The 22,148-nt window shown below is 44.2% G+C and carries 23 protein-coding genes; 10 read left to right on the top strand and 13 right to left on the bottom strand.

Annotated features, from left to right (window positions below):
* The first annotated feature begins 27 nt into the window (after positions 1 to 27).
* The 6 genes from MNR06_RS02075 (at position 28) to MNR06_RS02050 (ending at position 5,754) form a co-directional block, all read left to right on the top strand.
* Positions 28 to 975 (top strand): HD-GYP domain-containing protein, encoded by a 948-nt coding sequence (locus MNR06_RS02075; RefSeq protein WP_243538345.1) that lies wholly within the window; start codon positions 28 to 30, stop codon positions 973 to 975.
* Positions 972 to 1,358, top strand: coding sequence for a hypothetical protein (locus tag MNR06_RS02070; protein WP_243538344.1), 387 nt, complete (start codon positions 972 to 974; stop codon positions 1,356 to 1,358). The genes MNR06_RS02075 and MNR06_RS02070 overlap by 4 nt, the downstream gene beginning before the upstream one ends.
* A gap of 114 nt (positions 1,359 to 1,472) precedes the next feature.
* Positions 1,473 to 2,219 (top strand): hypothetical protein, encoded by a 747-nt coding sequence (locus MNR06_RS02065; protein WP_243538343.1) that lies wholly within the window; start codon positions 1,473 to 1,475, stop codon positions 2,217 to 2,219.
* A gap of 1 nt (position 2,220) precedes the next feature.
* Positions 2,221 to 2,691, top strand: coding sequence for a hypothetical protein (locus tag MNR06_RS02060; protein ID WP_243538342.1), 471 nt, complete (start codon positions 2,221 to 2,223; stop codon positions 2,689 to 2,691).
* Positions 2,691 to 3,557, top strand: a complete 867-nt coding sequence (locus tag MNR06_RS02055; protein WP_243538341.1) for a trypsin-like serine peptidase — start codon at positions 2,691 to 2,693, stop codon at positions 3,555 to 3,557. The genes MNR06_RS02060 and MNR06_RS02055 overlap by 1 nt, the downstream gene beginning before the upstream one ends.
* 55 nt (positions 3,558 to 3,612) lie before the next feature.
* Positions 3,613 to 5,754: an ATP-binding protein gene (locus MNR06_RS02050; protein WP_243538340.1), complete on the top strand. Its 2,142-nt coding sequence runs from the start codon at positions 3,613 to 3,615 to the stop codon at positions 5,752 to 5,754.
* Here MNR06_RS02050 and MNR06_RS02045 read toward each other — a convergent pair.
* From MNR06_RS02045 to MNR06_RS02030, 4 genes are read right to left on the bottom strand one after another with little or no spacing between them, the layout of a single operon-like run.
* Positions 5,682 to 6,140, bottom strand: coding sequence for a YiiD C-terminal domain-containing protein (locus MNR06_RS02045; RefSeq protein ID WP_243538339.1), 459 nt, complete (start codon positions 6,138 to 6,140; stop codon positions 5,682 to 5,684). The two genes, MNR06_RS02050 and MNR06_RS02045, sit on opposite strands and share 73 nt — an antisense overlap.
* Positions 6,131 to 6,970 carry a sulfurtransferase gene (locus tag MNR06_RS02040; RefSeq protein WP_243538338.1) on the bottom strand — a complete coding sequence of 280 codons (840 nt, stop codon included), beginning with the start codon at positions 6,968 to 6,970 and terminating at the stop codon, positions 6,131 to 6,133. Before MNR06_RS02040 ends, MNR06_RS02045 begins: the two co-directional genes overlap by 10 nt.
* A 52-nt stretch (positions 6,971 to 7,022) precedes the next feature.
* Positions 7,023 to 8,501: a lysine--tRNA ligase gene (gene lysS, locus MNR06_RS02035; protein ID WP_243538337.1), complete on the bottom strand. Its 1,479-nt coding sequence runs from the start codon at positions 8,499 to 8,501 to the stop codon at positions 7,023 to 7,025.
* Positions 8,502 to 8,523: 22 nt separating this feature from the next.
* On the bottom strand, positions 8,524 to 9,447 hold the full coding sequence (locus tag MNR06_RS02030; RefSeq protein WP_243538336.1) for a class I fructose-bisphosphate aldolase: 924 nt from the start codon (positions 9,445 to 9,447) through the stop codon (positions 8,524 to 8,526).
* A 159-nt stretch (positions 9,448 to 9,606) separates the two neighbouring features.
* On the opposite strand from MNR06_RS02030, the gene MNR06_RS02025 reads away from it, so the two are divergent.
* Positions 9,607 to 10,155 carry a NifU family protein gene (locus MNR06_RS02025; protein ID WP_243538335.1) on the top strand — a complete coding sequence of 183 codons (549 nt, stop codon included), beginning with the start codon at positions 9,607 to 9,609 and terminating at the stop codon, positions 10,153 to 10,155.
* Positions 10,142 to 11,500 carry an MATE family efflux transporter gene (locus tag MNR06_RS02020; RefSeq protein ID WP_243538334.1) on the top strand — a complete coding sequence of 453 codons (1,359 nt, stop codon included), beginning with the start codon at positions 10,142 to 10,144 and terminating at the stop codon, positions 11,498 to 11,500. The genes MNR06_RS02025 and MNR06_RS02020 overlap by 14 nt, the downstream gene beginning before the upstream one ends.
* Here the strand turns inward: MNR06_RS02020 and MNR06_RS02015 are convergent.
* From MNR06_RS02015 to MNR06_RS01985, 7 genes are all read right to left on the bottom strand, one after another.
* The gene (locus MNR06_RS02015; RefSeq protein WP_243538333.1) at positions 11,497 to 12,855 is read right to left on the bottom strand and encodes an MFS transporter; all 1,359 of its coding nucleotides are present in this window, start codon (positions 12,853 to 12,855) and stop codon (positions 11,497 to 11,499) included. The two genes, MNR06_RS02020 and MNR06_RS02015, sit on opposite strands and share 4 nt — an antisense overlap.
* 105 nt (positions 12,856 to 12,960) lie before the next feature.
* Positions 12,961 to 13,752: an MOSC domain-containing protein gene (locus MNR06_RS02010; RefSeq protein WP_243538332.1), complete on the bottom strand. Its 792-nt coding sequence runs from the start codon at positions 13,750 to 13,752 to the stop codon at positions 12,961 to 12,963.
* A gap of 464 nt (positions 13,753 to 14,216) precedes the next feature.
* Positions 14,217 to 15,188, bottom strand: coding sequence for a deoxyhypusine synthase family protein (locus tag MNR06_RS02005; protein WP_243538331.1), 972 nt, complete (start codon positions 15,186 to 15,188; stop codon positions 14,217 to 14,219).
* A gap of 65 nt (positions 15,189 to 15,253) precedes the next feature.
* The gene (locus tag MNR06_RS02000) at positions 15,254 to 16,309 is read right to left on the bottom strand and encodes a class I SAM-dependent methyltransferase (RefSeq protein ID WP_243538330.1); all 1,056 of its coding nucleotides are present in this window, start codon (positions 16,307 to 16,309) and stop codon (positions 15,254 to 15,256) included.
* 95 nt (positions 16,310 to 16,404) lie between these two features.
* Positions 16,405 to 16,554: a hypothetical protein gene (locus MNR06_RS01995; RefSeq protein ID WP_243538329.1), complete on the bottom strand. Its 150-nt coding sequence runs from the start codon at positions 16,552 to 16,554 to the stop codon at positions 16,405 to 16,407.
* Complete coding sequence (locus MNR06_RS01990; RefSeq protein ID WP_243538328.1) at positions 16,551 to 17,435, bottom strand: tRNA threonylcarbamoyladenosine dehydratase; 885 nt, start codon at positions 17,433 to 17,435, stop codon at positions 16,551 to 16,553. Before MNR06_RS01990 ends, MNR06_RS01995 begins: the two co-directional genes overlap by 4 nt.
* 52 nt (positions 17,436 to 17,487) lie before the next feature.
* Positions 17,488 to 18,321: a TatD family hydrolase gene (locus MNR06_RS01985; RefSeq protein ID WP_243538327.1), complete on the bottom strand. Its 834-nt coding sequence runs from the start codon at positions 18,319 to 18,321 to the stop codon at positions 17,488 to 17,490.
* A gap of 79 nt (positions 18,322 to 18,400) precedes the next feature.
* Between MNR06_RS01985 and MNR06_RS01980 the strand changes: the two genes are divergently transcribed.
* On the top strand, positions 18,401 to 19,456 hold the full coding sequence (locus tag MNR06_RS01980; RefSeq protein ID WP_243538326.1) for a hypothetical protein: 1,056 nt from the start codon (positions 18,401 to 18,403) through the stop codon (positions 19,454 to 19,456).
* A gap of 103 nt (positions 19,457 to 19,559) precedes the next feature.
* Here MNR06_RS01980 and MNR06_RS01975 read toward each other — a convergent pair whose 3' ends face one another.
* On the bottom strand, positions 19,560 to 20,231 hold the full coding sequence (locus MNR06_RS01975) for a DedA family protein (protein ID WP_243538325.1): 672 nt from the start codon (positions 20,229 to 20,231) through the stop codon (positions 19,560 to 19,562).
* Between the two features lie 96 nt (positions 20,232 to 20,327).
* On the opposite strand from MNR06_RS01975, the gene MNR06_RS01970 reads away from it, so the two are divergent.
* A complete protein-coding gene (locus MNR06_RS01970; protein WP_243538324.1) occupies positions 20,328 to 21,179 on the top strand; it encodes an RluA family pseudouridine synthase in 852 nt (283 codons plus the stop codon).
* Here MNR06_RS01970 and MNR06_RS01965 read toward each other — a convergent pair.
* On the bottom strand, positions 21,176 to 22,096 hold the full coding sequence (locus MNR06_RS01965; protein WP_243538323.1) for a hypothetical protein: 921 nt from the start codon (positions 22,094 to 22,096) through the stop codon (positions 21,176 to 21,178). The two genes, MNR06_RS01970 and MNR06_RS01965, sit on opposite strands and share 4 nt — an antisense overlap.
* Positions 22,097 to 22,148: the final 52 nt, after the last annotated feature.

Below are 22,148 nucleotides of genomic sequence, written 5' to 3'. Positions count from 1 at the left end.
TCAATGTATCCATGGCAGAATTTTACTATGGAATCTTCGTCATATTTTCGCATCCGTCTGACTACAATTCGCCCCGATAAAATGACCTCTTTCGATATCTTTTTGCACATCGATGGCAAATATCTTTTGTATCTGCGTGCGGGGGATCGTCTTTCTGATGGAAAAATCAAAGCCATGCACGGCCGCGATACTGGCGACACATTCTTTGTGCGCAGCGAAGATAAGCAAAAATACCGTGACTGGGTTCGTGAAGAAATGAACTCAAGCCTGATTAATCCATTTGAAAAAGCCGCGATCTTGCGTGAATCCTCTGTCGCTTTGATGGAAGATCTTTTTGAAAATCCCGATGTAAACCAAGCCTTGGATGATTCCCGCCCGATCATCACTGATTTCATTGATTTGATGGAAAATGCTCCTGAAGCCATGGGCTTTATGATCTCGTTATCAGGCCATGACTTTTACACTTACAACCACTCGTTAGATGTCAGTATATACTCTTTAGGTTTGGGAAAAGCCTTAGGTTATGATGCGAAGACCTTAGAAGAACTGGGTGTGGGTGCTCTTTTCCATGACATCGGAAAACGCAATGTGAGCTTAGATATCCTTTGTAAAAAAGGCGGACTGACTGATCCTGAGTGGGAGCAAATGAAAATGCATCCGCAGTATGGTTTGGTGATTTTAAATAACCACCCGAACATCAGCGACGCAATTAAAGCGGCTTGCTTTGAGCATCACGAATCTTGGGCAGGTAACGGCTATCCTCAGCAGTTAGTGGCAGAAGAGATTCACCCGTTTGCCCGTATCGTTGCTATCACTGATACTTACGATGCGATGACGACACAAAGATCCTATAACGTACCAATGTCACCGCTGGACGCTGTGACGATGATGAAAGAAAAACTTGCGGGTCGTTATGATCCCGACATGTTGAAAGCAATGTATTCTGTTCTATTCAAAATCAAGGTTGCATCATGATGTTAGTTGTTCAGTCGATCATTTCAGTTGCCATCGTTCCTTTGATTGCGTTCGCCATTGAACCCGCGAACCCACAAAGCTTCTGCGACCGCTTCCTTGCTGAAAAAGACACTCAAGCTTGTATCGCGAAAGCTGAAAAAGAAGAAGTCGACTGGTATGCTGCTTCGATCTGCCAAATGCAAAAAGAAGACAGCGCTTTCTGGAGCTGCTGGGATAGCATTAAAGGCAAATCATTTAACCCCACTGCTTTAAAGAAGTGTGCTAATGGGGACTCATCAGATTCAGAACGACAAAGCTGTATTTCAGCTTCGGATAAGGCTCGTAAGCCTGCTTCCTCAGATAAAGACCTATTCCAGCCTCTTAAAATCCAAAAACAAAAATAAGTTAGCCCCTCCAACTAAAGACGGACTGTCTTCCGTCTTTACAGTTATGTATTTTATTCTTTGCCAACGAATCTATGGCAAAATCGGTCTAAAAATTGGTAGAACCTTGGGCTTATGAAAACATTCATTTCCTCTATGGTTTTGGTTCTTTCGTTGACGGGTTGTACTTATGGGCTTGAAGAGATCGGTTTTTATAAAACTGGCGGCCTTAAGATCGACGATATCGATGTATTAAAAAATAAATTCGCCGATAAAGAAGTCAATTTTGAGTTGGTTAGAAACCTTCCATTAAGCACCTGCCAAAGATGCCATAGCATGACCGATGAAGAAAAAGTTTTTGGAATGCGCGAAAAAATCCTGGCGACGGTTGAGGCTGAAACAATGCCTCCGCGCAGTGGTGGTTACTCTCCCCTAAACGAGTGTGAAAAACAGATTTTGCGCACTTGGATTGATGATAAACTTCATGATCGCACTCAGCTGCTCACAGTTAAAGAACTTCCTGCCTGCGGAAATGTAAAACAATCAGAAACGCCAAAGGGTGTTGATTTTAAGACTTTGGAAGTTAGCTTTGAAAATCTTAAAACACATATCATTGATCAGAAGTGTTTAAAGTGCCACGTCGTTGGTAAGAAAACGGTTCTTGAAAACCTTGAAGGCCTAAAAACAAGTGTGAAGCAAATCCTGGTTCCTAAGGATCCTGCTTCCCCTATTGAATCAACTCCGCTTTACCGTGCGGTTGTTCCGCCTTTGGATAATCCAACGGCTCCGCCGCGTATGCCACCAGCCCGCGCTTCTTTAGCGCCACTAAGTGCTGATGAAGTGGAGTACTTGAAAAAATTCATCCAGGCGAATCAAGAGTAGTATGAAATACTTCATCTTTCTTTTAATCACAGTATTTTCCTTCGGCGCTTTTGCGGCGCCGGCTTGCATGGATAGAAAAGATCGCCTGGATTACAATGAAAGCCGTCTGCTTCTTTATCGTGACGAGATGGAGCCAAAGTTCACTGCGAGAGCTTTCATTAAAGGTATCATCGTAGGCATCATTGAAGACCGTCAGAAGCATGTGCACTTTGAAGTCGACTTGGATGGAGATTTAGCTACCCGCGACGACCGTATTGAAGTGATCTATAATACGAAGTTTGGCCCTGTTCCAGAAAACAGACCCGGTGATGAACTTATCGCTTGTGGCGATTTTGTTGCTGACCCTTACTCTCCATTTAAGGCCGTTGTGCACTGGCTGCACATGGCTCCGAAAAAATCGAATCATGATCATGGTTATATGATAATCAACGGTCAGATCACAGGCTTAGTAAACCCAAAAGCGGAAAAATAGTGCGCCTTATTCTTCTGGCTGCAAGCCTTCTTCTTGCTTCATGTTCAGCTTCCCAAGAAAGTCTTCACACTGACGGTGCAGCTGTCATTTACGGCGATGATTCTAGAACAGATATATCTTCTGAAGATTTAAACCTGCAAAAAATAGCTTCTGCAGTTTCAGTTATCATTGAAAAATCAAAGTTAAAACCAGCTGTGGACGGCATGATTCCTTTCACTCGCACATTGGGACAAAGTTATCCGTTGTGTGAAAGCGAGAAGTTTCAAAATCAACCCCTTTTAGGATTTTGCACCGGCGTTCTAATCGGTAAAAACAAGGTTTTGACCGCCGGGCATTGTATGGACCAGAAAAATCGCTGCGCTGAAAGCTTATTTGTCTTTGGCTTTAACGCCAGCAAAGCTGAATCGAAAGTCATACCTCTTGAAGAAATCTATCGCTGCAAACAAGTACTAAAACTGCAAAATCGTCGCGGCCATGCTGACTACGCGGTGATTGAACTTGATCGCGAAGTAAATGCTGAACCTGTTGCGCTTGCTTCAGAAAAAACTTATGCCGTTGGTGAACCACTCTTAAGTCTTTCTTATCCTCTTGGCTTACCCCTAAAAAAAGATCTTGGTCGCGTGCTAAGGGACACAGAAGGTGCGATGCTGAAAATGGAAGTAGATACCTTTAGCGGCAGTTCGGGTTCACCGCTGTTTAACGCAAAGGGTGCTTTGGTTGGTATTTTGAGCACCGGCATGGATGATATTCTTGAAGACGACATTTACCGCGTTCAAACAGAAGGTGGATGTATTGAGTTCAATAGATGCAAAAACGGAACTTGTTTCGGTGAAACCTACACTAAAGTTCATGGCATTGACCTTTAGCATTTTACTCAGTCCCACTTAGTCAGCGATTCTTCTTTTCTCTAAACTAAGATTCATGAATACAAGACGTCTTCCTTGGTGGACCTGGGTTGTTCCTTTTATTGCATTACCGCTGGCGACAATGCTTAGCCTGCCGTTTGCGACGAACAAACTTTACTGGATCTATTTTCCAATCAATATCGGCGTTGTCATGGCCTTGTGGTGGGGGCCTCGAGTCCTTATTCCTGTATTCTTAAACGCTCTTTGGGCCGTTCAAATGTTGGGTCTACCCAAAACATATCTTTATCCTCTTTATGCTTTGCCGGAAACCTTGCAGGTTTTTATCGCCTGGATGCTAGTCAAAGAACGATTTAAAGGTCTTTCCGCTTGGCGCCCAAGCCCTAAGAATATCAGCTTACTTTTTGTCTATGGTTTATTAATTCCGACACTGGTCTGCTCAGCTTTGACTCAAGGAATCTATATTTTCACTGGTCATGTCGACAGATCACTTTTCCTTTGGAACACCCTGATAGCTGTTATTGGGGATTTAACTGGGGGTGTGTTTCTATGTTTTCCTCTTTTGATTCTGCTAACTCCCTTTCTTTACAAAAGAAATTTGTCGTTGTTTAAACACGAAACTTTGCCTCCTTTTCATTTAGAGAAAGTTACTTTCAAAGAAAAACTTCTTTGGGTGGGAGTCCTTGCCGGTAGTTTGGCTTTGGCTTTAACTATGCCTTTAGCTCAGACTTGGTATGTTTATGGTATTTTAATTTTAATTTCAGCGGCCTGGTATGGACTGTACGCCTCACTGATAATCAATACTTGGATCATGGCTATTACGGTCTTGTCGCCGAAATTTTTTAATATCCCGGGCAGCGAAGAACCCTTCTTTGTTCAAACCCCATCGACCCTTTTAACTCTTTGTTTCTGTGCTTTGATTACAGGTTCTGCCGTAACCAGCCTTACTGAAAAGCTTGTGAAATTAAAGGAAACTGAAGGCGAACTAAAATCCGCAAAAGACCAAGCCGAAGAAGCCTCCCAGGCAAAATCAGAATTTTTAGCAAGAATGAGTCACGAGATTCGTACACCGTTAAATTCAGTTTTGGGTATGTTGGAACTATTAAAAGAAACACAGCTTTCAAATGATCAACAACGTTATTTGACGCTGTTCAGTCATGCCGGGGAAAACTTAAAAGCACTGATCAATGACTTATTAGACTTTTCAAAAATTGAAGCCAAAGCGCTTAACGTTGAAAACGTCAGCTTCAACCTGCACGCCACCATTCGCAGTGTTTTTGAAATCTTGCAAATCAAGGCGGAAGAAAAAGGTATTCACTTTGTTTTAAATATCAATCCTGACGTTCCAGCTTATCACTTCGGCGATCCAACGCGCTTGCGCCAGGTTTTATTTAATCTTATCGGTAATGCTTTGAAATTTACGGATGAGGGCAAAGTTCAAGTCGATGTGAACATCGCAAAAACTGGCACTAAAGAAGAGCTTGCGATTGATGTTGCCGACACGGGCATTGGTATTCCCCGCGACAAGCAAGCAAAACTCTTTTCACCGTTCTTTCAAGGAGAACCAGGCATCAGTCGTAAATTCGGCGGAACGGGTCTGGGACTTGTGATTTCTAAAAACCTAGTAGAGATCATGGGTGGAACTATGGAAATGAAGAGTCTTGCGGGTCGTGGAACCACCTTCCGTATTCATTTGCCCTATTCACCGGACCTTACTAATCAACAAGAGAAAAAATCGACACCCATTTATGCGTTTAATAAATCAGACCGTCGTTACAAAATTCTTTTGGTCGATGACTCTGAAGACAACCGTGTGCTGCTGATCCACTATTTAAAAAGCTTACCGTTTGACTGTATTGAAGCGGTCAATGGTCAGGAAGCCGTTGATAAATTCGCTGCTGAAAAGTTCGATTTGGTCTTTATGGATATGCAGATGCCCATTATGACTGGATATAAGGCGACAGAAATCATTCGCCACTATGAAACTGAAAAGAAACTGCAGCACACACCGATTATTGCATTAACGGCAACAGCGGTTCTTGAGGATTTAAAACGCGCGCTTGCTGCTGGTTGTGACGCTTACGCAGTGAAGCCTGTTAAGAAGACTGAGATTTTAGAAATTTTATCTCAGCATCTAACGACGAAGGTGCCGATCAAAGAAGCCTTTAAAGAACGTCCCGGGCCAAGTCCTACAATCTGACTTTCAAGCTTGGCTTTCACTCGTCCCTTGTCTTTTAGCTCATCATAGAACGCGTTTTCTTCTTCAATGGAAGGAAAGCGGCAGATGATTTCAAAGTCTGTATCCACGGGACGAAGATATTCAATCTCCCCTTTTGAGATCACGATGTTTTCGGTATTGATCTTTCGTTCGTGAAGACCGGTAAGAACCATGGCATAAGCTGCCATCACGCCTGTGGCGTAAAGACTTCCACCGAAGGCTGTGCCCTTGTGGTTGTAGTTTTTTTCTAAGGCGACACGGAAGCGCACTTCGTGGGGCCCCATGGTCAGTACCTCAATACCAAGATGCTCATAAAGCGCGATCTTATTTCTTAGGATTTCAGAAAGCTCCAGCGGGTTTACTTCCACTGCTCATATCCTCCAGCAAAGTTGCTGGATTTATTATAGCCTAAAAATCCCAGAGCGTAAGTCACTGCTCCAGATCTGACACCGTGGTTGCTAATAACCACTATATTTATGTCTTTTGAGATACCAAGTGCAGCCAATGTTTTCTCGACGTCTTTTTGTGGAAGCCCATTGCTGGTGAAAAACTTCTTCCAATCAAGATTAACGACCTTGGCTTTGACCTTTTTTTCCTGGGATAGATTTCTTTGCGCAAACTCTTCTGGCGATCTGACGTCTAAAATCACTGTGTTCAAATCAGCTTTCGCTGCAAGAGCTTGCAGGGACTTTAATTCCGTCATTAAACCTTCTTGAACTTCAGGCTTCCAATAAGGTTTGTTTTGAACCGGAGGAATTTCCTTAGTGGGATTCATTTCTCGATAAGAGTTATGCACTAAAGTGTAAACATTCTTAACCCCTAGGACTTTCAGCGTCCAAGCAACTCGGCCCTCTTCACCTTGGCCTGCAGTGCCTTTTCCGAGCACCACCACTTTTGTGTTTGGATCAATACCGATTAACGACAGTCTGCGGGCTAAAGCAAATAGATCTGTTTGCAGCAAACCGCGGGACTTGGGATTGTTTTGGGATAAATCCTCCCAACGAACATTGATGGCGCCAGGAACATGCAAAAGATTAAATTCAAATGCAGGACGTGCATCTAAAAGAACTGCATTTTCTTTTTTTAGATTTTCAGCAGTGATCGATTCACTTTGAATGGCTTCTTGATTCACCACTTTCGTGGGTTTCATCTGACAGCCAATAGCAAGAAATAAAAACAAAGGAAGCAGGAACTTCATGTGCACCCCAAATGCTCTTTGGGGCGCACAGCACCCCGTGCAGAGGAAAAAACTATTTTGTGATTCTCATCGTCGGGAAGAAGATGATGTCGCGGATACTTGGACGATCGGTCATGATCATCACGATACGCTCAATACCGATACCCACGCCACCTGTTGGCGGCATACCAGCATCGATCGCAAGCAAGAAGTCTTCATCCATTGGATGGGCTTCTTCGTCTTTCGCGCGATTGGCTTCTTGTTCTTTCAAACGAGCCAATTGGTCTTCAGGGTCGTTCAATTCTGAATACGCGTTACCGATTTCCATGCAAGCGGCAAACGGCTCAAAACGTTCAACCAAACGACCGTCCTTGCGGTGGATCTTCGTCAATGGAGAAATCTCCACCGGGTGATCCATCACAAACGTCGGCTGCCACAAGTGTTGTTCTGCTGTTAGTTCGAAAAGTTCCATGATCATTTCGCCGCGTTTACCCGGTTCATCGATATCACCACCGTTTTTACGGATGGCTTGGAAGATATCGTCATCAGATGCTTTTTCTGGATCGATGCCTGCGTATTCACGAACACCGTCGTAAACGGTCAAACGTCTCCACGGCGGAGTGAAATCGATTTCTTTACCTTGGTAAGAAACTTTCATGCTGCCAGTGATTTTTTGCGCCAGTGTTGAGATCATTTCTTCAAACTGCGCCATTTGATAGTTGTAGTCCGTGTAAGCTTCGTAGAATTCTAAAAGCGCAAATTCCGGATTGTGGGTACGGTCGATACCTTCGTTACGGAAGTTTTTGCTGATTTCGTAAACTTTTTCAAAACCACCCACGATCAGGCGTTTTAAATAAAGTTCTGGGGAAATTCTCATGTAAAGCTTCATATCCAAAGCTTTGTGATGGGTTGTAAATGGAGTCGCGGCCGCACCACCGTAAACCGGTTGCAACGTCGGAGTTTCCACTTCCATAAAACCACGGTCATCAAGGAAACGGCGAATTTCTTTGATGATCTTAGAGCGAGTTTCAAAAACCTTGCGAGAATCAGCATCAGAGATCAAATCCAAATGTCTGTGACGATATTTGATTTCGATATCTTGAACACCGTGGAATTTTTCCGGCAATGGTTCAATTGTTTTAGTCAGGATTTGAAAGCTTTTAGCGTAGATAGAGAATTCGCCTTTTTGGGACTTGAAAACAAATCCCTCTAGGCCCACGATATCGCCAAGATCCACAAGCTCAAAAGCCGCACGGTCTTTTTCAGAAAGTTCTTCAACCTTCACATAAACTTGCACTGTGCCTGTTTGGTCTTGAACGTTGAAGAAAGAAGCTTTTCCCATTTGACGAAGGGTCATCAAGCGACCCGCAATCTTATAAGAAAACTCAGGCTTCTTTTCTCCCGCAGTCAAAGTGGCTGCGTGCTCGCTAACTACGTTAGCGATGCTTGCCTTGTTTTCAAAAACATAAGGGTAAGGATTGATGCCTTTTTCGCGAAGGGCATGAAGCTTTTTTCTTTTTTCCGCTCTGAGCGGATTTTCGTGAATACTCATTTACGTTCTTTCAATTTAAAAACTAAAGTTTTTTACCAGCAAAAGCTTCCATCACGTTCGTTAGCAATTGGATTGCTTCTTTCTTCGGACGTTGGAAAGCGTTACGGCCCATGATGGAACCAAATGCGCCACCTTGAGCAAGTTCAGAAACTTCTTTTAGCAACTCTTCAGTGCCTTTTGCTTCACCACCAGAGAAGATCACGATGCGTTTGCCGTTAAAGCAAGCTTGAACAACGTGACGAATACGATCAGCCATTGTGGAAACTTTAATACCTTGTTCTTGGTAAACTTTCGCAGCTGCTGCTTGTTCAATGTGTGCAGAAGGTGGTTTTACTTTGATGATGTGCGCGCCCAATTGAGCCGCGATGTGAGCGGCGTAGGCGATGACGTCGATAGCCGTTTCACCTTCTTTAGAAAGTTGCTCACCACGAGCGTAAGACCAGATGATCACAACAAGACCCGCTTCTTTAGCAGCGCGTGCCGCTTGAGCGATTTCTTCGTATTGGTGTTTACGTTCAGCAGACCCTGGGTAGATTGTGAAACCGATACCCACACAACCCAATCTTAAAGCGTCATCAACGTAAGAAGTTAATGCAGAGATTGGAGCTTTGTTTCCGAAAAGAGTGTCAGAGTTATTGATTTTTAAGATCAACGGAATCTCACCCGCGTAATCACGTGCGATCGCTTCGATAGCACCCAATGGAGCCGCGTAAGCAGAGCAACCAGATTCAATCGCAAGCTCGACGTGATAAGCTGGATCGTAGCCATCTGGATTTTTTGCAAATGAACGAGCAGGACCGTGCTCAAAACCTTGGTCCACAGGCAAAATAACTAGTTTACCAGTTCCTGCAAGTTTACCTTGATTCAACATACGAGCTAAATTCGTAAGTACCCCTGGATTGTCGGCTCCGTACCAGTTCAAAATCTCTCTAACTCTTGGCGTCATCTAAATGCTCCCTATTAAGTGTCATTTTCAACGGGTCTAAAACTAGTGAGTTTTTCTGATTTAGGCAAGCATCCTGAATTGCGTGTCAGACCTTTTAACACGCTTGGCAGAAACACTTGTGTGGTATACTTTCCCTATTCTTAAGAACGAGGTCCCACTATGAGCGTACAAGTCACATTTGAACCAACTCCAAACCCAGCAACGATGAAATTCCACCTGCATCGCCAAGTGACGGCGGAAGGCTTTGATTGCGCCAACTCTCAAGAGGCGGAGCGCTCCCCGTTGGCTGCTAAAATTTTTGGCTTTCCTTGGACAAGCTCGGTTTATGTGGGCCCTGATTTTATCACCGTGACAAAGCAAGATTGGGTTGATTGGGAACTTTTGGCCAATCCTTTAACCGGTCTTATCCAAGAGCATTTGGATCGTGACGAGCCTGTGGTGGTTGAATTCATCGAAATGGCTGAAGATGACGAAAATGACTCTCCGATGGTTCGTAATATTAAATCCGTATTGAACCGCGAAATCCGCCCAGTAGTTGCACTTGATGGCGGCGATATCGTTTTCCATAAATATCAAGATCAAGTTTTGTACGTGCATATGAAAGGCGCTTGCTCCGGCTGCCCAAGCTCTAGCGTGACCTTAAAAGAAGGTATCGAAACACGCATGAGAGAGCTTTTCCCGGAGATCAAAGAAGTTGTCGCAGTCTAAGTTTTTTCACGAAAGTAAACTCTTAGCCAAACTTGCCGGTCCCATCATCGTTGGTCAAATTGGTCAAAACCTGATCACTTTGGCTGACACCATCATGGTGGGAGCATTGGGTCCCTTGGCTTTAGGTGCTGCGGCTTTTGCAGGCAGCATCTTTATCGTATTTCTGATTTTCGGTATCGGCATGTTAGCGCCGGTCACAGCCCTTTTTGCGCGCATGCAAGGCCAAGCAAACTTCCCTTATGGCGGAGTTTTATTGCGCCATAGTGTGGCGGTGGCTGTCGGAATCAGCGGTTTTATTATTGGGCTCTTGTATTTGCTCTTACCGAACTTAAAACTTTTTGGGCAAACTCCGGAAGTTTTGGATCTAGGCGCGAAGTTTTTTGAGATCATTGCGTGGTCGGTACTGCCAAGCCTTCTTTATATCTCCTACAAGCAATTTACAGACGGCATTGGAAAAACCAAGGTCGCAATGTATGTGATGATCCTTGGAGTCGTGCTGAACGTTTTCGGCAACTGGGTCTTGATTCACGGGCATTTAGGTTTCCCGAAAATGGGACTTTATGGTGCCGCTTACGCCACGTTGATTGCGCGAGTTCTGATGGCAATCATCATGATGGTTTACGTTCACGTTCATCCTCAGTTTAAGCATTACTTTAAAGAACCATGGATTCATCGCTTTGATCATCACTTAATTAAAAGCATGATTCGTTTGGGACTTCCTAACGGTCTTACTTATGTTTTTGAAGTCGGTGCATTTTCCGCAGCAGCCATCATGGTTGGTTGGTTTGGTGCGGGTCCCCTGGCAGCTCATCAGATCACCATCAGCCTTGCGAGTACGAGCTTCTTAATTACCTTGGGTATTGGTATCGCAGCCACGATTCGCGTGGGTTATGAATTAGGCCGTGGAGATTATCCTTTAGCGCGCTTTGCCGGTTTTACGGCAATCAAATTGGGTGCAGTCTACATGGCAATTTGCGGAGTCGGATTCTTTGCTCTGCGCCACTGGCTTCCGACTTTTTACGTTAAAGATCCTGACGTTATAAATTTAGCAGCATTGTTCTTTATCGTGGTCGCTATCTTTGAGATCTTTGACGGAGTTCAAGCCGTGGCGATTGGCGCCCTAAGAGGAATGTCAGACACTCAGTGGCCTGGCATCATTGCATTTGTTGCTTACTGGATTGTGGGCCTGCCTGTTGGTTACTTACTAGCATTTCACTTAGGCGTGGGCCCCGTGGGAATTTGGATTGGTCTTTTGATCGGGCTTATCATTGCTTCGATATTCTTAACGTTCCGTTTTCACATTCTTAGCAATCGATTCATTCATAAATCAAATGACACCCCTTAAGGGTGCCATTTGATATCGCGATTTTCTTTAATGTAAATGGTTCCGATAATAAAAGTCATAACGGCTATGGCGATGGGATATAATAACCCAGCGAACATATTTCCTGTGCTTGCAACTAACGCCGTTCCGATAAAAGGTACCAATCCACCAAAAACACCGTTACCGATATGGTAAGGCAACGACATCGAAGTGTAACGAATCTGCGTTGGGAATAACTCCACCAAAAACGCTGCGATAGGCCCGTACACCATCGTCACAAAAATCACTTGAATGAAAATCAGAAGAGTTAACATTGTTGCGTTTGGATTCATCGCTGGCGCCAGCGGATCCGCAGGATTCCAACCGGAATAAAACGCCATGGCTTTATAAATTGGATAGTACGACAAAGCCGCAACCAGACACCCGGCCATCATGATGGGCTTTCTGCCGATCTTGTCAGAAAGTGCTCCGAAGACGACAAAAAATGGAGTCGCCAAAAGTAAGGCTACAGCTATGATCTGGTTGGCGATCACGAAATCAATGCGCAAACTGGTTTGCAAAAAGTAGAGAGCATAAAACTGCCCCGTGTACCACACCACCCCTTGCCCTGCAGTCGCCCCCAATAACGATAAAATAACCAAGCGGCGATTTTCAGGCTGCATGAAACTATCATGCAAAGGACGCTTAGAAGCTTTGCCTTCTGCTTTCATCTGCAAGAACACCGGGGATTCTTCCATTTTTCTACGAATCACATAGGACACAATCACTAATATTACGGATAACAAGAACGGAATTCGCCAACCCCAGTCTTTAAAGTCCTCTTCGCCCAAAATCAGGCGCGTGATTAAAATAACTCCCAGGGAAACAAAAAGCCCCAGGGTCGCCGTCGTCTGAATAAAACTTGTATAGAAGCCCCGGCGCTTATCCGGACTGTGTTCAGCAACGTAGGTAGCGGCCCCACCATATTCACCGCCTAAAGCCAACCCCTGCAACAATCGCAACAGAAGCAACAATATGGGCGCAAGAACACCGATACTTTCATAATTGGGAAGCAATCCGATGGCTGTGGTTGCAACCCCCATGATCAACAACGTCACCATGAAGGCGTATTTTCGTCCAATCACATCACCAACGCGACCGAAAACTAAAGCACCAAAAGGTCGAACGATAAATCCCGTAGCGAAAGTTGCAAGAGTACTTAACAGGGCTACGGTTTCATTTCCTTTTGGGAAAAACTGAGTGGCGATAATGGTGGCTAAACTTCCGAAAATATAAAAGTCATACCATTCGATCAAAGTGCCAGCACTGGAGGCTGCAATCACCTTCCAGATATTTCTTTTTTCTGAAATGACATTGTAATCGTTAGTGGCAGCCATCCAAAAACCTCCCTAAATAACATTTATGTTGGGGAAGTTATGGACATCTAACAATCAGGATTTTGAAAGTTTCGGAGGTTTAATTATAGGGTGTTGATTAGCACACTATTCAAGAACTTCCACAGAATCAGTAAGCTTGATGGTTCCTTCATTTTCTGGAATCCACAACGTTCCAAAGAAGACACCCTTATCTTCACGACGATAAGTCGCCAAAGTCTTCAATGGCTCTGGCCCCATCGAAGCCCCCGTCTGCTGATCAATAGTGATGATAGTGCAACGAGCGCACTTCTTAGGTTGAGAGAACACAACATCACCAATACGGATCTTCTTCCACTTATCTTCTTCAAAAGCTTGCGACCCATTAAAAACAATATTCGCACGAAAACGATCGGTACCAATCGGCGAAGGAAGCTTAGAATTAAGATCCTCAAGACTTTTCAAATTCAAAAGCTGCAGAGGACGCCCATCAGAAAACCGAACCTCAGGCTTCCACTCTTTATTCAAAGAAAGCACCCGGCGCTGAGAAAAAGGAGCATAACGAACCAAACGACAATGAACCCCAAGATACTGAGCAATCCCTTGAGAATAAAGATCCGGTTCAAGAGCCGCCTCAAAAGTGTCATTCCAAACCGAAACCTTAACCTTACGAGAAAAAGAATTCTTCTTAGAAATCTTAAAGAACATTTTCCCAAGACCCACAGTCAAAGCCGTGTCATCCTGAAAAACCTCCACACTAGCCAACCGAGGAACAGTACGCTGAGAAATAAATTTCCCATTCTCATCAACAAGCATCCACTGACGATCTCCTTCAGGACCTTCATGTGTAATCTTCATCTCTTTCAAACTTTGAGACCGCGCCGACTTGATAGGAAAAACATTAAGCTCAGTAATTTTCATAGCTAAATGCTTATGTTTTGCAGCCACAATGGCAAGAAAATAAATAACGCAGTGGGGACCAAAAAAAGAAGCAGGCACCTTCAGAAAAAGCGTCGGTGGCGATAAAAGGCAACAGATTCAAAAAGCATTAGAACAACCCTAAAATCTAATTCCAAATTCTTCCAACGAACATGATAACGCACTATGGGCGTAAAAAAGAACCAGGCACCTTTCGAAGTCAGGTTTTTTGGTTTGAACAGTTTTGGGTTTGGGTGGAGCTAGTTCACTTCTGATCCGAAGTGGGCCTTTGCCGGCGCCCGGACGGCGCGAACCGCTCCGCAGGAGCGGCGGCAACTGAGCCCGGATGGCGTGACCACGCAGGAGCAGAAATGAACTGGCTCCACCCAAACCCAAAACCCTCGTTCGAAGCAAAAAAAAAGGACTCCGAACGGAGCCCTTTTCTTTTTCGCATTTCAGTTCAGCGATTACTGACCAAGTACGTAAGCGAAGATCAGAGGAGCACAGATTGTAGCGTCTGATTCAACGATGTACGAAGGTGTTGTTGGTGCCAATTTACCCCAAGTGATTTTCTCATTTGGAATAGCGCCAGAGTATGAACCGTATGAAGTTGTAGAGTCAGAGATTTGCGCGAAGTAGCTCCACAATGGAACGTCTTCGTGGCCCAAGTCTTGTTCTAGCATTGGTACTACGCAGATTGGGAAGTCACCGGCGATACCGCCACCGATTTGGAAGAAGCCTACTGGGTTCTTTTTAGAAGCGCCCATGTACCATTCTGCCCAAGTTTTCATGTACTCGATACCACCTTTTACAGTCGTCGATTTTTTGATGTCGCCTTTAATGCAGTAACCAGCAAAGATGTTACCCAAAGTTGAGTCTTCCCAACCTGGAACAACCATTGGAAGGTTTTTTTCAGCTGCAGCTAGCAACCAAGAATTTTTTGGATCGATTTGGTAGTGCTCTTTCAATTTTCCAGAAAGAAGGATTTTGTACATGAATTCATGTGGGAAGTAAGACTCACCTTTGTTATCCGCATCTTGCCAGTACTCAAGAACTGCACCTTCGATACGACGAATAGCTTCGTGTTCAGGGATGCACGTGTCAGTCACGCGGTTCAAGTGTCTTTCCAAAAGTTTTTGTTCATCTGCCGGAGTCAAATCACGGTAGTTTGGAATGCGCTCGTAGTGATCATGGGCAACAAGGTTGAACACGTCTTCTTCAAGGTTCGCACCTGTGCAAGAAATCGCGTGAACTTTACCTTGGCGGATCATTTCAGCCAAAGAAAGACCCAGCTCAGCAGTCGACATAGCACCTGCTAAAGTTACAAGCATTTGGCCGTTGTTTGCGATATGGGCTTTGTAGCCTTTAGCTGCATCTTTTAAAGCTGCCGCATTAAAGTGACGGTAGTGATGTTCAATGAACTGAGAAATTGGTCCCATGACGAGCCTCCGGTCTAATTTTTTAACTTTAGGGCTCGCAAGGTAGCATGCATTAGGAACCAATTTCAAGAAGAGAATGGCTTTTGCCCGACAAGGGCCTTGGCAAAAAATCCCTGATCTCTTTTGAGCTTATCAAAGCCCCGATATGTCATTAAGCCTTCCATCGGATTCAGCAGATAGTTTTTATAAAATGGTTCATGAAAATCCACCGGGAATTGCTCTAAAGCCCACTCAAAATGGCTGACATCTTCGTTTTGCACAGAGTCGACCAACCCCATCCATCCGCCTTCTTTTAGGACGCGGAAGGTTTCAGCCACCACTTGGCGGCGAATTTCAATGGGCAGCTCATGAAATAAAAAGCAGGAATAGACGCAATCAAAAATACCATCTTTGAACGGCAACTCTTCGGCCGCCCCTTGCACAAAATCTAGGCGATCAAATTCTGCTAAATTTTCCTGAGCCTTTTTTAAATACGGCGAGCTTAAATCAAGCACCGTAATCTTGGCTTTGGGAAAAGCCATCTTCATAAAACGAGTCAGACGCCCGGTGCCGGCAGCTACTTCTAAGAAGTGCAAACCTTCCCCGTCCCCGGGATAAGGTTCTTTTAACAGCGGAATGATCAAACGTCTCATGGCATCCGCAGCGCCCGAGAAAAGAATTTCTACCTGATGCTCATAAAGATCTGCAGAATCTTTAGTTAAATATCCGCCCGTTTGAAAATGAAAATTGCGCTGATAATATTCAGGCAAATCACGCATCAGTTCTTGGGCTTCTGGATTAAAATCTTTCTGGTTTTTATTTTCGCGACGTTTGGCGATTTGGTAGCCATCCATGATGATACGTGGAAAACGGCGAAGGTGTTCGGTCATTTTTTCTGGCTTAAGAACTTCCCAGGGATAAAGACCCTTTGAAATATTATCGCTGTCTTTTTTTAGCAGTCGATAAAGTTCTGAATATATAAGTTTAACATTTTGTGGCGTCGTATGCCCGCGATGAAGATTCTTACCGGTCGCCAGAAACTCAAACAACGGAAGATAAAGTTTTTGCGTCGTATAGTGAACAGTGCGAGCTAGTGAATAGCCGAGAGTGATTTTATCCTGATAGGGAATTTTCAGTTTCATGGACACCTCACAGGATTAAGCCTACTGGCAGGCTTAATGGAACTCAAGACTTGAGCCACTGTCCCGAAGGACCAGCCCGGTGAGGTATTATGAAGTTAGGATTTTACCGCTTGTGATTCAGCAAGCCTCTGCTGCTGCTTCAAAGCTTTCGATTCTTTGTACCAGTGTCTAAACGTCAGGCCCACCAAAGTGAAGCCGACAAGAATAATAAAAATGATAATGGCGAACCAAGTGAAAACGATCATGTGTTTGCCTCTGGAGCAGCTGGAGTTTTTACTGAAGCGTAAACCTCATTCACGATATGGGAAGCCATTGCCAAACCAAATGCGCCGGTGACAAAGCTTGCAGTACCCCAAATCACGTTACGGTTGTCACAACCATGTAAGTTGTTAGAACCCTGCGGGCATACACATTTAAAACCCATGCCTTTATCGTATTTAAGTTCTTCTGGCTGAATAGGAATTTCGTCAGAGAACACACAAGGAATACCGAATTTCTTTTCAGGGAAACCGTATTTCTGGCGCAAAATTTTACGCACTTGATGCGCCAAAGGATCAACGTAAGTGTCAGCCAAATCCACAAGTTTAATTTTTAATGGATCCATTTTCGCAGCTGAACCGCCCGATGTGATAACGTTGATGCCTCTTTCACGACATGTCGCTAGCAAGTGAGTTTTTGCTGTCAGATTATCAATCGCATCGACGATATAATCTGGCTTATGGGAAAGCATCATCTCAGAATTTTCTTCATTATAAAATTCTGTGATCACTTGGATATTTGCTTGAGGATTGATTTTGCGAAGACGCTCGCCCATCACTTCCGCTTTTTTCTTACCGACCATGCCTTGAATGGCATGAAGTTGGCGATTGCCGTTAGTGATGCAGACTTCGTCGAAATCAATGATTGTTAATTTGCCGACACCTGAACGAGCCAAAGATTCAGCCGCCCATGAACCAACACCGCCCAAACCGATCACCATGACGTGGGTATTGAAAAGTTTTTTCATCACTTCATCACCAACCAAGCGACCCATGCGATCGAAACGGCGGTGTAATACGTATTCCGTTTCTTCAGGTTGAGCTGGATTTGCGGTGTTTAGAGAATTTTGCGGAGTGATGTTTTCCATTGCCTTAAGTCCTTCGTTCTTTCTTACGAAATTTAGAAGGAGCTGCTTCAGCTTACGCGTCCCAGGACGCTTCGGTTCTGCCGCCGTTCGACGCTACAGGGAACAACCTTCTAAAATTCTCAGTAGTGATATCTAAAATTTCCAAGGGATCAAGTGATTTTAATTCCCCTATAGTTCTTGCCACCTCCCAGATGCTATCTGGGGGGTTTAATTGGCCTTTAAATGCTGGTGGCGGCTGATCGGGGCTGTCACTTTCAATTAAAAGCATCTCTAGCGGCATTTCGCGAATGGCTTGTTTCAGCTTTTCATTGTCAGGACGACACACCGGCCCGCCGACGGAAAGAAAAAGACCTCTTTTTAGAAAATCCTGCGCTTTTCCCCAGCTGCCATTGAAGGAGTGTACCATGCCTTTTTGCTTCGGAATGCCAAACAGGTCCATCATCTTAAGGCTTTCTTCATGGGCCTGAACTAAGTGAAGGACCATCGGTTTATGCGATACATGGGCAAGTTCGATCTGCTGTTCAAAAACGTCTAATTGTCTTTCCCTAGAATCCTTCATGATATGAGGGCGGAAATCCAAACCCATTTCCCCGATGCCTTGGGCGTCAACCAGTTCCATCGCTAAAAGATTTAAAGCCTCTTCGCATTCTTCTTCGCCGTGATCGACAACCCAGTAAGGGTGAAGGCCAAAGCACATTCCAATATGCAAAGGATGGCGAGCGTGAAGGGCGCGCTGTCGTTGCCAGTCTTCGGGGCCAACCCCGCCTTGCATGAAAAAGTGGATACCGCGAGCCCGGGCATCGTTGATAATTTCATCCTGCTTACCGTCCCAGCGGGCGTCAGCAAGGTGTCCATGAGCGTCTGTCCAAAAGCCAAATCCAACCATAGGTCTAGATAATATCCCTAAATCCCGGACTCGAACAAGTTTCTAATTATTCCGATATTTTGATTGCGAAGGAGTGTTTATGAAGCACAAAGGTTTGCGATTAGGTTTTGATGTGACAATGGAAAAGGGATCTACATGGAAGCCCTTAAAGATTCAGTTCTGGAGCCAGGAAGAGAAATACGCAAACTTCAAAGCCACTCCCCCATTCAAGTACATGTCGGATGCCTTGACTGCTTTGTCATTGGTCAAATTAAATCATTTCATCAAAAGCCCGATGGTGACTCCGCACCTAAATTACAACATGGCTGTGGAAGCTTGGAAGAACCTTGATCCCCATGTAGAGCTTTTTGAAAGATCACAACCTCGCGTGCGTGCCTTACAATCCCATATTGCAATGGTAGATCCAGCGATTTGCGCAGAGTTTGAAAATCATTTTAACGAACACTTCGAGATGGCTTTGAAACCTTGGGGCGTAGATATGTCAGCCTTATGCCCGCTTTTAGATACTTTTTCTTGGTTTGAAAACAAAGCGGACTCTCCGTTGCTTTATAACTTCGGTTTGAATTTTTCTAAACCGTTCATGGAAAAGCTGCACATCCTTTATTCTTTCCTTTATCACCTAAGAAGCCTTGTGGCAGTCGATCACAATGCGCACATCGAAGATCCATCCCATGAAGGTGTGAAAGTCGATGCGATCACTGATTACTTGCCAAGAGCCGAGTACGTCGTGAACGACGCTTTACTTTATTGGAACTTTAAAAAACTTTCTTTGCCGTTTGCGGGCCCTAAAGCAGACGCCAAGGTTGAAAAGTTAATGGTAAATCCAATGGAAAAAGCGTTTAAGAAATATTCGCACAACGCTTGTCAGTTGGTTGATAATCTTCCGAAAAACTTCATCAGTTCATTGAACCAAGTAGAGCTTGAAGAAGCATTCTATCTTGTGCAAATGGATTGGCTGTTAGGTTCCCCAGCTGGTTTGCTATTCAAAATCCGCGAAGAGATTTTTGCTTTACAAAGTGGCTATGAAAAAATCTTTTGGAAAGATGTGGAGCCGAAGTTCCACTCAAAACCTTTCGCACTACACTTGTGCTGCGAGATTCCTGAAGAACATATCTACGGCAAAAAAGCTGGATAAGCGACGGAAACCCGGCACAATCTACTCCGACGACGTCGGAGTGTAAACTAGCGTAGCGGCCTTCGGGCCGCGGAGCTGAAGCAGAGCTTCACTTCTTTTTAAATTAATGAGTTAGCTTTGCTTTAAGGAAGCGGTTTCGTAACCACTTAATCAGCATATACAACAAGACCAAGCCGATGATCGCAAGCACGACCATTTTAAACTGTCTTAGGTATTTTAAGATAGGCTCTCCGTAATGAGCCAAAAGATAAATCTGTGTCGGCACACTGATTAAGGCTGCAATACCGTCGATCACTAAAAATTTCCACGCTGGGTAATGAAGCATTCCGCACGCCAAGTGACCTGGAAAACGTAAGCCCGGAGTGAATCGAAAAATACCGCAAGCATAAGCTCCGTATTTATGAGTCCACTCTTCCACACGTTTCATCATATCTTCAGGGAAAAACTTGTGAACCCGCGGATGATATAGAAGCTTTCGCCCAAACACCCGCCCTAAAAGATAGATGATAAAGTCACTAGTTACGACGGCGGTAAAGGCAATAATGGAAGCAGTATGAACGTTAACGACAGGAGCCCCTGGATACGGCGGAGGAAAGTGTTCTGGATTTGCACCCATGAATGCGAGAATACCTACACTAATCAGCGTCACCTCTTCTGGAAGTGGAAAGCCGACTGCAGATAACATCATCATACCAATCAATGCAGCATAAACAGTTCCCGGCTGATACGCGAACTGTGACATCCATACAAAGATAGGCTCACTTGCAAAGTCCAATGAAGCTCCTTTGAGGATTACAATATGAAGTAATCAGTCCCACTTGAACACACTTGCTACACCGTGCTATGAGTAGTTTTGCGTAAAAGGACGACCATGCATAGCGCTAGAGGATTTGAATACGGAGTGCGACACATTATTAGCCCCAAGTCGGGTGCGCTAATTGATGTTTTATTAGGCATTCTTGAAACAGATGAAGCGCAACTGCACTTTTTGTTGCACATGGGTTCCATATATCACAATCATTTAAGAGTCCTATCTAACATTGAAATTAGCGAAGGTGATTATGTGCGAGTTCACACGAAGCCTCGCCGATTCCTGCCGGATGATGGTTTGTGGAAAGAACGAATTCTTTTCGAAAACCCGCACTTCGTTGTAGTTAAAAAAGTATCGGGCCTTCCCGTTCATGGCAGCGTTGATAACTTGCAGGAAAATTTGCAGAGTTATTTAACCAAGTCACTTCAGTGCGATGTATTAGTGACTCACCGTTTGGATGTTCCCACTCGTGGTTTGATTCTCTATGCAAAGACCTCTGAATTTCAAAAGGCCTTCAATAAACTTTTAATTCAAAGAGAGATGACAAAGGTGTATCGCGCGAAGGTCGAAGGGCAAAGACTTTCACCAGGAATTCTGACGCATTTTATGGAGCCTTCACCACGCGCTCCGAAAGTTGTTTCCCGCGAAGCTAAAGAGCAATGGCAAGAGTGCATTCTGGAAATCCTTGAAGCTCGTATTTTAGGAAATAATCAAAGTGAATTAAAAATTCGCCTGCACACAGGGCGCACCCATCAAATCCGCGCGCAACTGTCGTCGGAAGGCCATCCAATTTTAGGCGATCATGCTTATGGCGCTAGGAAATTGTGGGAAGAAGATCGAATCGAACTTGAAGCCTGCGAGCTTGGTTTTACCAATCCGCTCACAGGCGAAAAACACTATTTCAAGATTTAGAACAAGAAAGCGTTAGTCATCACAGAGTACTGAGTGTTCTCTGGTTGCATCCATTTTACGTCTTTGCCTTTATAGCTGCCAAGGGTCGTTTGGTTTTGCACACCGGCTGTGAAAGTAAGACCTTTCATGGCGCGAATTTCTAATCCCAATCCCGCTTTCACTTTAGTGACGTGACTTCCAGAAAGCTCTTCGACTGCAGAAGAATAAAACCAATCTTCATCAAAGCCTACTTTTGGTTTTACAGAAAACATACGATTGATATCAATCACCGCTTCTAAATAGTGCTCAAAAGAGTATTGTTTCAATGTCGACCGAGGATCCTTCATGAAGTCGCCACTGTCGTACTGGGGAGTTTCTGGATCAAAATAAGCCGTTTGTCTTTGCCAGTAGATGTCGGGCTTCACGGCATAAGTTATAGATGAAAAACGACCGATGGAATATTCAAAGTAACCTTCCAAACGAAGCTTAGAAACCATTTTTGAATTTTGCGAATATTCGCTTGTTGGCAAATAGACTTTTACGTTTCCAGAAATATCGATATCACCGATATAGCCTAAGTCGTATTTAGAAAAAGCAAAGTGAATATCTTGAAGATCTAGAACAGAAGCTTCATGTTCGGCGTATTTATTTTGGCCCGCAGTATTGTATACAAAAGGCAAACGCACTGACACTTTTGTATCCGCATCCAATTTATAATTTAAACCAATGTAGTTATAAGACTCTAACGAGCGCTGGTCTGTTGCTTTTTTTCCGTAGTTCATGTTGGTTACTGAAGCGATCGAAAACAAAGTCGCATTCCAGTTTTTTCTATAAGTGTCAGCGGCAGACATCACAGACGATTCTTCACGCTCTTGGGCCGTAGATAGTGAACCAAAACAAGAGAACGCCAGGGTAAGGGCTAAGGCCTTTTTAAGCATGAAAGCTCCTTGTGACAGAGGAAATAAATCTCGATGTTTATGCCATATTGCA

Source organism: Bdellovibrio reynosensis (genome assembly GCF_022814725.1).
GTDB classification, from domain to species: Bacteria; Bdellovibrionota; Bdellovibrionia; order Bdellovibrionales; family Bdellovibrionaceae; genus Bdellovibrio; species Bdellovibrio reynosensis.
This window is presented reverse-complemented; position numbering and strand designations above follow the sequence as displayed.